We start from the raw sequence: 12427 nt of genomic DNA on the forward strand, positions 1-12427 counted from the left end.
CCAGCTTCGGCCTCCTGTTCGGAGATCGGAATCTGCGGGCCCCGAAGGCTGTTCCAGCTTTCGGGGCCCGCTGCATTCGGGTGACAGCCGTCCGGCCCCGGCGTGCCGCACTGCGGGTGGCGTGCCGGGCTGTGTTGGCTGTCCGCGGGGGAGCGGGGCCGGCAGAGACGATTCGGCGGTCGGAGGCGTGGCATGGCTCAGCTCGCAACACAACTGCTCGGGGCGGTCGAGGACTTGCTCGGGGCCAGGATCCCGCTCCGGGTCCGGCTCTGGGACGGCAGCGAGGCCGGCCCGTCCGACGGCCCGCTGGTGGTGCTGCGCAACCGCCGGGCCCTGCGGCACCTGATCTGGCAGCCCGGCGAGCTGGGCCTGACCAGGGCGTACGTCTCCGGCGACCTGGACCTGGCCCCCGGCGCCGACCTGTACGAAGTCCTCTCGGCGGCCGCCGAGTTCGCCGAGCGCCCGGAGGTCCTCCGGCTCCGGCTCGGCCCCCGGGACGTGGTCGGTCCGGCCGGGCGTCGCCTGCTCGGTCTGGCCCTGCGGGCCGGGGCGCTCGGCCCGCGGCCCACTCCCCCGCCGGAGGAGGCCAGGCTCGGCGGCGGCCACGCGCACAGCCGGGGCCGCGACCGGGCCGCGATCAGCCACCACTACGACGTCGGCAACGAGTTCTACCGCCTGGTGCTCGGCTCCTCGATGGTCTACTCCTGCGCCTACTGGGAGCCCACGGCCAAGAGTCTGGAGGACGCCCAGGCGGCCAAGCTCGACCTGATCTGCCGCAAGCTCGGCCTGCGGCCCGGCATGCGCCTGCTGGACGTCGGCTGCGGCTGGGGCTCGCTGCTGCTGCACGCCGCCGAGCACTACGGGGTCCAGGCGGTCGGCGTCTCGATCTCGGCCGAGCAGGTCGCACTGGCCCGGCAGCGGGTCGAGGCGGCCGGGCTCGGCGACCGGATCGAGGTCCGCCTGCAGGACTACCGGGAGATCTCCGACGGCCCGTTCGACGCCATCTCCAGCGTCGGCATGGCCGAGCACGTCGGCACCGTCCAGTACCAGGTCTACGCGAGCGGCCTGTACGGACTGCTCGCCCCGGGCGGCCGGCTGCTGAACCACCAGATCGCCCGCCGCCCCGACCTGCCCGGTATCCAGTACAGCCCGAGTCCCTTCATCGACCACTACGTCTTCCCCGACGGCGAGCTCTCCCCCGTCGGCGCCACCGTGGGGGCCCTGGAGGAGGCGGGCTTCGAGGTCCGCGACCTCGAGTCGCTCCGCGAGCACTACGCCCTCACCCTCCGCGAGTGGGTCGCCAACCTGGAGGCGCATTGGCCGCAGGCCACCCGCCTGGTCGGCCACGGCCGGGCCCGGGTCTGGCGCCTGTACATGGCCGCCTGCGCGCTGGCCTTCGAGCAGAACCGGATCGGGATCAACCAGATCCTCGCCGTCCGGCCCACCGCCACGGGCGCCAGCAACCTGCCCGCCACCCGCTCCCAGTGGCTCGCCGCAGCCCCTGAGCTGGGCCCCGCCGATACGGATTTGGGAGATCGGCCGTCGGTCCGCTAATCTTTCAGTGCGGCAAGGGCCTATAGCTCAGACGGTTAGAGCGCTTCCCTGATAAGGAAGAGGCCACAGGTTCAAGTCCTGTTAGGCCCACCACCGCAGAAGGCCCGGAGTGGATTTCCACTCCGGGCCTTCTGGCGTTTCCGGGGCGGGCGCCGGAGGATGGGGATCTGCCGAGCTTGGGGTGAGTGGTGTGGCGATCTTCTGGGCGATGAGTCTGCCGGGGCTGGTCTGTGCGCTGGTGCTGGTGGCCTTTCTGGACCAGCTGGCGCTGCGGGCCGGGCGGGCCAAGTGGGTGCCGTGGCGGGGGACGGGGCGGGAGGGGCAGATCTCGGCGACCGGGTTCGAGCAGCTGCACGCCCAGTTCGCGGCCGGGAAGCAGCACGAACTGGAGCAGCGCAAGACCACGTTGATGCTGCGGGACGAGGAGGGCGACGGTGCTCCGCCGCTCGGCCCGGTGGATCTGGACGGGGGCCGGGCGGTGCTGCGGCTGCCGCGGAGGTAGGCGGCGCTGGTTGTACGACAGGAGGCACGGCGTCAATCCCGGGTGTCGGTCGGGCGGTTGACGAGTCGCGGTGACCTCTCGGGAACGGGTTACCGATGTGTATCATCGGCCGCAGGGCGGTCTGCACTCCGGCCGCCGGTTCGTGCTCGTACATACCGAGGGTCCGCGGTTCTCTGGGCCCATCCACAGCAAGAAGGACGAGGTCCCCGCGGTGAAGAAGCTTCTCCTGGTCGCCCTGGTCGCCCTCGGCGGCTTCTTTGTCTACCGTCAGGTCCAGGCGGACCGCGCCGAGCAGGACCTCTGGACCGAGGCCACCGACCCGGTCCCGGCCGGCCGCTGACGCGACGGACGATCTTTCCCGGGTCGGTCCCGGCCCCTCAGCCGGGGCCGACCCGAAGTCCGTTCCGGCCGGGGTCCTTTGCGGGATTGCCGGACGGAACGGGTACGCTGGTGCGCAGCACGGCGACCACGGGGCTTTAGCTCAGTTGGTAGAGCGCTGCCTTTGCAAGGCAGATGTCAGGAGTTCGAGTCTCCTAAGCTCCACAGCGTGGTAACGGTACGGCCGCTGACCTGGGATCAGGTCAGCGGCCGTACTGCGTTTCCGGCGGGTCAGTGCGGCTTGCGCGGGTCGTGCGGCTTCGGCCGGTCCTCGTGGGTGGGGTCCTCGGGGTCGGCGCTCGGCGAGGGGGTGGAGGCGGCGGTGGCGCCGGTGCCGGCCGGGCCCGAGCCGTTCAGCTGGGACTCGGGGCCATCCTCGGTGGGCGGCTCGATCAGCCACTGCGGGTTGCTGCGACTGTGCCACCACTGCCAGGCGATCAGCCCGGTGGCGATCGCCAGCGCGCCGGTGACGGCCAGGCCGGTGGCCCAGCCGTGCCGCTGCCGCTTCCTGACGTTCCTGGCGGCCAGCTCGCTGATCTCGGCGGCGCTGACGTTGCCCTGCAGTGCGGTGAACGCGGCGGCGCCGCGCAGCTGGGCCTCCTGCGCGACGGGGGTGATGCCGGCCCTGGCCTGCTCGACCGCCTCGGTGACCCGGGGGAGCACCGTGACCCGGGCCTGGTCGGCCGCCCGGGTGGCGGAGAGCTTGGCCGCCAGGGCGGCCTCCTGGGCCCGGTGCACGGCCTTCAGGGTGCTCTGCTGGGCGTGCGGCGGCAGTGACCCGAAGGCGTGCTCCAGCTGCGGTGCGAGGTGCTTGACGTACTGGACCCTGGCGGCCTGGGCCGCCTGGCCGGCGCCCGCCTTGGCCTGGCTGCCGGCCGCGTGGACCTTGGGGCCGAGGCGGTTCCTGGCTTCGTCCATGACGGCCGCGTAGTGCTGGGCGGTCTCCTTGGCGGTGGCGGCATAGGGCGCGAGGGTGTCCCTGGCCTTGTCGGCGGTGTCGCGGGCTGAGTCCAAGCGGGTCACGAGCTTCTCCTCCTCGATGGCGTCCTGTATGCACATTTCCACCTGATTGGAGATCATGCATGTCAGTTTGTCCCACGGCGCGCCGGGTTGCTCCGGAAGCGGGTGCCGAAAGAAGTGCTCTGCCCCGGACGGCGGACAGATCATGGGATGATTCGAAGGTCAGTTGACTGAGAGAGACAAGGAAGGCACACCGTGGCCGAGGACCTGATCGCGACCCTGAAGACCAACCGCGGCGACATCGTGGTCAAGCTCTTCCCGAACCACGCGCCGAAGACGGTTGCCAACTTCGTGGAGCTCGCCGAGGGCACCCGTCAGTGGACCGACCCGCGCACCGGCAAGCCGTCGAACGCGCCGCTGTACGACGGCACCGTGTTCCACCGTGTGATCAAGGGCTTCATGCTCCAGGGCGGCGACCCGCTGGGCACCGGCACCGGTGGCCCGGGCTACAAGTTCGCCGACGAGTTCCACCCCGACCTGGCGTTCACCAAGCCGTACCTGCTCGCGATGGCCAACGCCGGCCCGGGCACCAACGGCTCGCAGTTCTTCATCACGGTCGAGCCCACCACCTGGCTGACCAACAAGCACACCATCTTCGGCGAGGTCGTGGACGCGGCCAGCCAGAAGATCGTGCAGGAGATCTCCGAGGGCCCGACCGGCCGGGGCGACCGCCCGGTCAAGGACATCGTGATCGAGTCGGTCGAGATCACCCGCGGCTGACGATCCGCCGGCAGTAGCCTTACGGTCCCGGTGGTGCCCCGCTACGCGGTGGTGCCACCGGGACCAGTCGTATGAGGGAGGGGACCGCAGATGCTTCCGGACGAGCCGGCCAGGACCGGTGCCGAGGGCGGCCACCAGCTGCCCGGCTGCTACCGGCACCCCGAGCGGGAGACCGGCATCTCCTGCGGGCGCTGTGGGCGGCCGATCTGCCCGGACTGCATGGTGAGCGCCTCGGTGGGCTTCCACTGTCCGGAGTGCGTCCAGGGCGTCCGGCAGGCCAGGACCAGGTTCGGTGGGCTGCCGGTGGCGGACGGGGCGCTGGTCACCAAGACGCTGATCGGGCTCAACCTGCTGGTCTTCGTGCTGACCGAGTACATCCGGCCGGAGTGGCGGGACACACTGGCGCTGCAGAGCGTGGTGCCGCCGTACTGGTACGAGGTGTACGGGGTGGCCGCCGGTCCGGACGAGTGGTACCGGCTGGCGACGGCGATGTTCGTGCACAGCGGGGTGGCGCACCTGGTGATGAACATGGTGTCGCTCTGGGTGCTGGGCCCGCAGCTGGAGCAGGTGCTCGGGCGGCTGCGGTTCGGCGGTCTCTACCTCGCCTCCGGGCTGATGGGCGGGGCCTTCTCGTACCTGTTCGCCGGGGAGAAGCTGAACTCGGTCGGTGCCTCGGGCGCGATCTTCGGGCTGCTGGGGGCCACGGCGGTGCTGTACCGGGTCAGCCGGGTGCCGCTCGGGCCGGTGATCGCGCTGCTGGTCTTCAACCTGGTGATCACCTTCGCGCTGAGCGACGTGATCGACTGGCGCGCGCACCTCGGCGGGTTGATCGCGGGGGTGATCACGGGAGCGGGCCTGATGTACGCCCCGCAGGCCCGGCGTGGGCTGGTGCAGGGCCTCACGGTGGCCGCCATGTTGGCGGCGGCGGTGCTGATCGTGGTGCTGCAGACGGCTCGCCTGAACGGTTGATGCCCGAGTCCGGGCGGGGGTTTGTCCACAGTCCGTACCGGGGTACGGACGGCCGATGTCAGTGGGAACTGCTAGGGCCTCGGTCTACGCGCGTCCCGCTGGTAATTCGCCCGGAATTCGGAGAAAGCTGCGGAGTTCGAACGGAAAAGTTATCCACAGGCCGGGTCGACTTTTCCCCAGTGTGGATAACCGTGTGGACAACCCGATGGTCCGATCACCCGGAGGACCCGTTCCGGGCACGCCGAAGCACCGCTCCGGGTGACCGGAGCGGTGCTTCGGGAGAAGTCAGCGGGGGAGCGTCACTTCCACTGCGTGGAGACGCCGAAGCCGGCCGCGATGAAGCCGAAGCCCGCCAGGATGTTCCAGTTGCCCCAGTCCTGGATCGGCCAGCTGCCGCTCGTCACGTAGTAGGTGACGATCCAGACCAGCCCGATCAGGAACAGCGCGAGCATCAGGGGCGCCACCCAGCTGCGGCCGGAACTGAGCTTCACCGCTGTCGTGCCGGACGGCGGCGGGGTGTAGTCGGACTTCTTGCGGAGTCGAGACTTCGGCACGAGGGGATCTCCTGTCGATGCGCTGTGACCGCGCAGGGTGCAGCGGGGGCGGGCGGCTGTGGGGACCGGGCAGTACGGGAACGGTCGGTCCGGGTGTCCACGGGCCGAAAACCCGCAGCATGGACCGGACCGGTGCTCCGCACATGCCACCGGCGTCCGTTAGCGTAGTGGCTCGCCGGGTCGTAAGGAGATAAGGGTACGGTGCCGAATTCCACGATTCCTTCCCGTTCCGGGCCGGAGCGAGCTCCGCGCACCCGAATTGTCGGACGTGCCCTGACCTGCGCCGTGTTCGGCATGGCCGGTCTGCTGTTCTACATCAGTGCGGACACCGCCCGAGGCACCGATCTGCGGACCGACAACTCGCTGCTCAGACTCAGCGACGTGATACGCCAGCGGAGCACCCAGAACCAGCAGGCCCAGGCCGAGCTCAGCGACCTCCAGGGGCAGGTGGACGCGCTGGCCAAGGGGCGGGGCCAGAGCCCGGCCGAGGTCGACCGGCTGACCGTGCTCCAGCAGGAGGCCGGTCTGCAGGCCCTCCAGGGCCCCGGGCTGACCGTCACGCTCAACGACGCGCCCCCCACCGCCACCGCCCGGCTGCCCGGCATCCCGGCCCCCGGCGTCAACGACCTGGTGATCCATCAGCAGGACATCCAGGCCGTGGTGAACGCGCTCTGGCGGGGCGGCGCCGAGGGCATCCAGGTGATGGACCAGCGGCTGATCTCCACCAGCGCGGTCCGCTGCGTCGGCAACACCCTGCTGCTGCAGGGGCGGGTCTACTCCCCGCCGTACGTGATCAAGGCGGTCGGGAAGACCGACCGGCTGCGGTCCGCGGTGAACGCCGACCCGACCATCGCCAACTACCTCCAGTACGTCGAGGCGTACGGCCTCGGCTGGAAGGTCCAGGAGAGCAACGACCTCACGGTGCCCGGATACACCGGAACGGTCGACCTGCGCACGGCTTCCGGTCAGTAGGGCGACAGCGCCACTGGCCGGCGGGGGCCGCCGTCTACTCTTGACCCCGACCCGAACTCCGAGGAGCACGATGTACGGCTGGATCTGGCGGCACCTGCCGGGGAACGCTCTCGTCCGCGCGGTGCTTTCGCTGCTGCTGGTGCTCGGAGCGGTCTACGTCCTGTTCCAGTTCGTCTTCCCGTGGGCGGAACCACTGCTCCCCTTCGGTGACGTCACGGTGGACGAGGGCAGCGGCGTCGGCTGAGCCGCGCCCCCATCCACCGGCCCGACCAGTACCAGCCCAGGAGTAGCGCACCGATGACCGCCGCAGGCAACCCGCCCCGGATTCTCGTGGTCGACAACTACGACAGCTTCGTCTTCAACCTGGTCCAGTACCTCTACCAGCTCGGCGCCACCTGCGAGGTGGTCCGCAACGACGAGGTGACGGTGGATCACGCCGTCCGCCGGGACGGCGCGCTGGGCTTCGACGGGGTGCTGCTCTCCCCCGGCCCCGGGGCGCCCGAGGAGGCCGGGGTCTGCATCGAGATGGTGCACCACTGCGCCCGGATCGGGCTGCCGCTGTTCGGCGTCTGCCTGGGCCTGCAGTCGATCGCGGTGGCGTACGGGGCCGTGGTCGGCCGGGCGCCCGAGCTGCTGCACGGCAAGGTCTCGCCGGTCACCCACCGGGACGGCGGGGTGTTCGCCGGCCTGCCGTCGCCGCTGATCGCGACCCGCTACCACTCGCTCGCGGTCGAGCCGGCCACCGTGCCGGCCGGTCTCGAGGTCACCGCGGAGACCGAGAGCGGCGTCATCATGGGTCTGAGGCACCGTGAGCTCCCGGTCGAGGGCGTGCAGTTCCACCCGGAGTCGGTGCTCACCGAGGGCGGGCACCGGATGCTCGCCAACTGGCTGGCCGAGTGCGGCTACCCGGAGGCGGTCGGCCGCTCGGCCGGGCTCGCCCCGGTGATCGGCCGGGGCTGAGCTGTGACGGCGGTACGCCCGGAGGGGCGCGCGCAGGGTGATGCGGCGGGCGGAGCGGGTGACTGGGGGGTCTACGAGCCGGTCGAGGACCAGCCCTGGCAGGACGACCGGACCATGCAGCTGCGGGTGGTGCCGTCCCAGGTGCTGCCCCCGCCCGGACGGCGGGCCGACCGGCGCCGCAGCACCGCGCTGAGCTCGGGCAGCGGCCGCCGCCGGGCCGCCGGGCGGGCGGGTGCGGGCGTCCGGCGGCCCAAGGAGCGGCGCCGGGTGGTGGCGGCCAGGGTGGTCGGCGAGCTGTTCATCACGCTCGGCCTGGTGATGCTGCTGTTCGTCTCGTACCAGCTGTGGTGGACCAACGTGCAGGCCGACGCGGCCGCCGACGGCACCCGCAGCCGGCTGGAGGAGCAGTGGAACCAGGCGGTGCAGGCCCCGGCCGCCACCCCGGCGCCCGGCGCGAGCACGCCCCCGCCGGCCGCCTTCGAGCCGGGGAAGGGCTTCGCGATCCTGCACATCCCCAAGCTCGGCCTCAAGTACCCGATCGCCGAGGGCACGCTCAAGCAGCAGGTGCTCGACAAGGGCCTGGTCGGCCACTACACCGGCACCGCGATGCCCGCCGACAAGGCCGGCAACTTCGCGATCGCCGCGCACCGTACGACGCACGGTCAGCCGTTCCGGCAGATCGGTCAGTTGGTGCCCGGGGACCAGATCGTGGTGGAGACCGCGACCTCGTACTTCACCTACCAGGTGGCGGGCGGCATCCCGGAGACCCCGCCGTCGAACGTCTCGGTGATCCAGCCGGTGCCGAAGGGCTCGCCGTTCAAGGAGGCGGGCCGCTACATCACCCTCACGACATGCACGCCGGAGTTCAGTGCCAGGGGAAGACTGATCGTCTTTGGCAAGATGGTCGAGGAACGACCGAGGAGCCAGGGACAGCCCGTCGCACTGAACGGCTGACAGGCCGGCAGAGGGGCGCGCAGTGCAGATCCAGCTGAACGGCCCCGCCCCCGCCCCCGCCCCCGCCTCCGACCCCGCGCCCCGGCGGCGCAGCCGGGCCGCAGCCGTCCTCGGCGTGGTCGGCGAGCTGCTGATCACCGCCGGGCTGGTGCTGGCCCTGTTCGTCGGCTACTCGCTCTGGTGGACCGGGGTGGTGGCGGACCGTCAGGCGGACACCGCGACCGACCGGCTGCGGGACACCTGGTCCGCACCGGCCGTGCCCGGCGCCGCAGCGGCCGCGGCCCCGCCGGTGTACGCGGTCGGCGACGGGATGGGCTTCCTGCACGTCCCCGCCTTCGGGAAGGGCAACCAGACGCTGATCCGGATGGGCACCGACCCGGCGATACTCAACGAGGGTGTGGCGGGGGTCTACGAGGGTCCCTACCGTTCCGCGATGCCCTGGGACGCCCAGGGAAACTTCACCCTGGCCGCCCACCGGGACGGGCACGGGGCCCGCTTCCACGACCTGGACAAGGTCGGCACGGGCGACGCGGTCGTGGTGGAGACCCGGGACCAGTGGTACGTCTACCGGGTCGACGGCGCCCTCCCGCAGACCTCCAAGTACGACACCGGCATCATCGCCCCCGTCCCCAAGGGCTCCCCGTACACCGGCCCCGGCCGCTACCTCACCCTGACCACCTGCACCCCCGTCTACACCTCCCGCTACCGGATGGCGGTCTGGGCCTCCCTGGTCCGGGTGGACCCGGTGGACGCCAACAGGACGCCGCCGGCGGAGCTGCGCTGACCTGGTGCGTTCCGCCTGACGGGCGCTCGGGGCACGCTCCCGTGCGCTGCGCCGAAGCAGTGACGGTCCGTCAGAACGCCTCGTTTGGTAGGGCGGTACCGGGCCACCAGGGCCCGGGCCGGACGAACGAGGTGAGAACCATGGACCGTGAAGCGGTGTTGCTGGAGTCCCGGACGATGCGCGGCGGGATGGTCGAGCGGACCGAGGTGCTCGGTCGGGTCAAGGCGCTGCTGCTGCTCCCGGATGGGGTGCACGTGACGGCGCGGATGGTGGCCGACTACTTCGAGGTTGGGGACAAGGCTGTGGAAAGCCTGGTGCAGAGGCACCGGGCGGAGTTGACGGAGCACGGCTACCGCGTGCTCAAGGGCGCTGACCTGCGGGAGTTCAATTCCTTCAACTTGAAGGAATTGAGTGGCGTGGGAGTGGGCCTGGGGATTTTCCCCCGCAGGGCGGTGCTCAACGTCGCCATGCTGCTGCGCGGGAGCGCCGTGGCCAGGGCCGTCCGCCGGGAGCTGCTGGAGCTGGCCGACCGGTCGGTGGACAACTCCGGTGACTGGCGGCAGGCGGTGGCCGAGTTGCGCGGGGAGCTGGCCGAGATCCGCCAGTTGAACCTGGCGATGCTGCGTCAGGCGCAGTTCGACCGTGAGGTGATAGCCGGGCTGAGCGTCCGGATGGCCGACTGCCGGAGCGAGGTGCGGACGCTCGGCGGGCGGGTCGACCTGCTGTGCACGATGCTCGCGTCGCCGCACGGAGGGCGTCGCCGGCGGCGGTGAGGTGAAACGACGGAGGGGCCGCCCATCGGGCGGCCCCTCACGGTGTGTCAGTTGTTGCCGACGGGTGGGGAGGTGCTCCCGCCGGGCTTGGGGGGCATGGTGAAGAGCTGGATGCTGGTGCCCGCGTCCACCAGGGTGTTGGGGCCCGGCCTGGTGTCCATGACCACGTTGGCGGTGTCGCCGCCGGCTCCGGTGAAGCTCCACTCGAGGCCCTGGGCCTTGAGTGCGGCGGTGGCGTCCTTGACGGTCTTGCCCTTGAGGTCGGGGACCTGGACCTTGTCCGCCGCCTTGTAGACGGTCAGTGTGACCTTGCTGTTCGGGGCGGCCTTGGTGTTGGCCTTCGGGTCCTGGGCGGAGACCTGGCCGATCTTGGACTGGTCGGTGCTCGGGGTGGTCCTGACCTCGACCTGGAAGCCCGCGGCCTCCAGGGCCTGCCGGGCGGCAGCGTCGGTCTGGCCGACCACGCCGGGGACGTTGACCTTGCTCTGGCCCTGCGAGACCACCAGGGTGATGGCAGAGTTGGGCTCCGCCTTGCCGGCCGCCGGGTTCTGCGAGATCACCTTGTCCGGGGCGACGGTGTCGTTCGCCTCGTAGGTGGTCTTGACGGTGAACCCGAGCTTGCCGAGCTTCTCCGTGGCCACGGCCAGGGTGTCGCCGACCACACTGGGGAGGTCGGCCTGGGCCGGGCCGGTGGAGACCTGGACCTTGATCTGCGTGTCGGCGGCGACCTGGGTGTTGGCCGCCGGGTCCTGGGTGCAGATCTGACCCTTCTTCACGGCGGCGTCCGGGCAGGGGATCTCGGCGCCCGCGACCACCACGAGCTTGTCGTTGGTGTTCTTCGCCTTGGTCTTGGCGTCGTCCAGGCTCAGCCCGACCAGGCTCGGGGCCAGGACCTTGGAACCGCCGCCACCGCCGCCGCCCTTGGTCATCGCGTCGACCACGAAGTAGGCGCCGACCAGCACCAGCACCGCCGCGATCGCCAGGATCACCCAGGAGGTGTTGTTGCTCTTCTTCGGCTGCCGGCCGCGGCCGCGGTCGTAGTCGTCGTAGCCGCCGTTCCCGTTTCCGCCGTTGCCGTCGTCCTGGTAGCCGTAGCCCGGCTGCTGGGAGCCGACCTGCGGCAGCATGGTGGTCGGGCCCGCCGCGCCCTGCTGGGGCAGCAGGTTGGTCTGCCCGTACGGGTCGTGCTGGGCGTTCGGGTAACCCTGCTGGTCGTAGCCGTACCCGGCGGTGCCGTACGCGGCGGCCTGCTGGGCGGCGGCGACCGGCAGGCCGTCCAGGAAGCGTTCGATGTCGTCGCGCATCTCGTCGGCGCTCTGGTACCGGTAGTCCCGGTCCTTGGTGAGGGCCTTGAGCACGATCGCGTCGATCTCGGGGCGCAGCTCGGGGTCGTACGTCGAGGGCGGCAGGGCCTCCTCGCGGACGTGCTGGTAGGCGACCGCGACCGGGGAGTCGCCGACGAACGGCGGGCGTACGGCGAGCAGCTCGTACAGCAGGCAGCCGGCCGAGTAGATGTCGGACCGGGCGTCCACGGTCTCGCCCTTGGCCTGCTCGGGGGAGAGGTACTGGGCGGTGCCGATGACGGCAGAGGTCTGCGTCATCGTCATGCCGGCGTCGCCCATCGCGCGGGCGATGCCGAAGTCCATCACCTTGACGTTGCCCTGCCGGGTCAGCATCACGTTGGCGGGCTTGATGTCGCGGTGCACGATGTTGGCGCGGTGGGAGTACTCCAGCGCCTGCAGGATGCCGATGGTCATCTCGAGCGCGCGCTCGGGCAGCAGCCGCCGCCCGGAGTGCAGCAGCTCGCGCAGCGTGGATCCCTCGACGTACTCCATCACGATGTAGGGGATGGAGATGCCGTCGATGTAGTCCTCGCCGGTGTCGTACACGGCGACGATCGCGGGGTGGTTCAGCGAGGCCGCGGACTGGGCCTCGCGGCGGAACCGGGCCTGGAACGACGGGTCGCGGGCCATGTCGGCGCGGAGCGTCTTCACGGCGACGGAGCGGCCGAGCCGGGTGTCATGGGCGAGGTACACCTCGGCCATGCCGCCGCGCCCGAGGACGCCACCGAGCTCGTACCTGCCGCCGAGGCGACGAGGCTCTTCCATAGTTCCGACCCTCTCCCCCACCGGCTGGTGAGGATGTGACGTAGGTGGTCCCCGCACGCTGTGTTGGACGCTGTCGCCGTCACCTCGGTTCTGTGACGTCGACCCCACGGCCGGAGCCGTGGACGGCGGTGGGCGGACCCGCTGTTTGCGGATACGCTACCCGCCCAACCTGAGGGGGC

General features: G+C 71.0%; 14 protein-coding genes and 2 tRNA genes. 13 read left to right on the top strand and 3 right to left on the bottom strand.

Annotation, left to right across the window (positions count from 1 at the left end):
* The first annotated feature begins 192 nt into the window (after positions 1 to 192).
* The 5 genes from ASC99_RS04795 to ASC99_RS04815 all read left to right on the top strand — a co-directional run bounded on the left by ASC99_RS04795 (position 193) and on the right by ASC99_RS04815 (position 2599).
* The gene (locus ASC99_RS04795; RefSeq protein WP_057228614.1) at positions 193 to 1554 is read left to right on the top strand and encodes a cyclopropane-fatty-acyl-phospholipid synthase family protein; all 1362 of its coding nucleotides are present in this window, start codon (positions 193 to 195) and stop codon (positions 1552 to 1554) included.
* Between the two features lie 16 nt (positions 1555 to 1570).
* A tRNA-Ile gene (locus ASC99_RS04800) sits at positions 1571 to 1647 on the top strand.
* 115 nt (positions 1648 to 1762) lie between these two features.
* Positions 1763 to 2056 carry a DUF6191 domain-containing protein gene (locus ASC99_RS04805; RefSeq protein ID WP_057228742.1) on the top strand — a complete coding sequence of 98 codons (294 nt, stop codon included), beginning with the start codon at positions 1763 to 1765 and terminating at the stop codon, positions 2054 to 2056.
* A 211-nt stretch (positions 2057 to 2267) separates the two neighbouring features.
* Complete coding sequence (locus ASC99_RS40080) at positions 2268 to 2396, top strand: DLW-39 family protein (protein ID WP_014137031.1); 129 nt, start codon at positions 2268 to 2270, stop codon at positions 2394 to 2396.
* Between the two features lie 130 nt (positions 2397 to 2526).
* Positions 2527 to 2599: transfer RNA gene (locus tag ASC99_RS04815), tRNA-Ala, on the top strand.
* 66 nt (positions 2600 to 2665) lie between these two features.
* On the opposite strand, the gene ASC99_RS04820 is transcribed toward ASC99_RS04815, so the two are convergent.
* Positions 2666 to 3514, bottom strand: a complete 849-nt coding sequence (locus tag ASC99_RS04820; RefSeq protein ID WP_057228617.1) for a DUF5324 family protein — start codon at positions 3512 to 3514, stop codon at positions 2666 to 2668.
* A 135-nt stretch (positions 3515 to 3649) separates the two neighbouring features.
* Between ASC99_RS04820 and ASC99_RS04825 the strand changes: the two genes are divergently transcribed.
* A complete protein-coding gene (locus ASC99_RS04825) occupies positions 3650 to 4174 on the top strand; it encodes a peptidylprolyl isomerase (RefSeq protein ID WP_057228619.1) in 525 nt (174 codons plus the stop codon).
* A gap of 90 nt (positions 4175 to 4264) precedes the next feature.
* Positions 4265 to 5143 (top strand): rhomboid family intramembrane serine protease, encoded by an 879-nt coding sequence (locus ASC99_RS04830; protein ID WP_057228621.1) that lies wholly within the window; start codon positions 4265 to 4267, stop codon positions 5141 to 5143.
* 299 nt (positions 5144 to 5442) lie between these two features.
* Here ASC99_RS04830 and crgA read toward each other — a convergent pair whose 3' ends face one another.
* Positions 5443 to 5697, bottom strand: a complete 255-nt coding sequence (crgA, locus tag ASC99_RS04835) for a cell division protein CrgA (protein ID WP_057228623.1) — start codon at positions 5695 to 5697, stop codon at positions 5443 to 5445.
* Between the two features lie 294 nt (positions 5698 to 5991).
* Between crgA and ASC99_RS04840 the strand changes: the two genes are divergently transcribed.
* The 6 genes from ASC99_RS04840 to ASC99_RS04860 all read left to right on the top strand — a co-directional run bounded on the left by ASC99_RS04840 (position 5992) and on the right by ASC99_RS04860 (position 10140).
* The gene (locus ASC99_RS04840) at positions 5992 to 6669 is read left to right on the top strand and encodes a DUF881 domain-containing protein (RefSeq protein WP_082598089.1); all 678 of its coding nucleotides are present in this window, start codon (positions 5992 to 5994) and stop codon (positions 6667 to 6669) included.
* A gap of 70 nt (positions 6670 to 6739) precedes the next feature.
* On the top strand, positions 6740 to 6913 hold the full coding sequence (locus ASC99_RS39625; protein ID WP_200948275.1) for a hypothetical protein: 174 nt from the start codon (positions 6740 to 6742) through the stop codon (positions 6911 to 6913).
* 53 nt (positions 6914 to 6966) lie between these two features.
* Entirely contained in the window at positions 6967 to 7629 is a 663-nt protein-coding gene (locus tag ASC99_RS04845) for an aminodeoxychorismate/anthranilate synthase component II (RefSeq protein ID WP_057228628.1), read from the top strand.
* Positions 7630 to 7632: 3 nt separating this feature from the next.
* Positions 7633 to 8583, top strand: a complete 951-nt coding sequence (locus ASC99_RS04850; protein WP_057228629.1) for a class E sortase — start codon at positions 7633 to 7635, stop codon at positions 8581 to 8583.
* Positions 8584 to 8611: 28 nt separating this feature from the next.
* Entirely contained in the window at positions 8612 to 9367 is a 756-nt protein-coding gene (locus tag ASC99_RS04855) for a class E sortase (RefSeq protein WP_082598091.1), read from the top strand.
* 140 nt (positions 9368 to 9507) lie between these two features.
* Complete coding sequence (locus ASC99_RS04860; protein ID WP_057228631.1) at positions 9508 to 10140, top strand: hypothetical protein; 633 nt, start codon at positions 9508 to 9510, stop codon at positions 10138 to 10140.
* Between the two features lie 47 nt (positions 10141 to 10187).
* Here the strand turns inward: ASC99_RS04860 and pknB are convergent, their stop codons facing one another.
* The gene (gene pknB, locus ASC99_RS04865) at positions 10188 to 12248 is read right to left on the bottom strand and encodes a Stk1 family PASTA domain-containing Ser/Thr kinase (RefSeq protein WP_057228633.1); all 2061 of its coding nucleotides are present in this window, start codon (positions 12246 to 12248) and stop codon (positions 10188 to 10190) included.
* Positions 12249 to 12427 lie beyond the last annotated feature (179 nt).

The sequence above is a fragment of the Kitasatospora sp. Root107 genome (assembly GCF_001424875.1).
Classification (GTDB): Bacteria; Actinomycetota; Actinomycetes; order Streptomycetales; family Streptomycetaceae; genus Kitasatospora.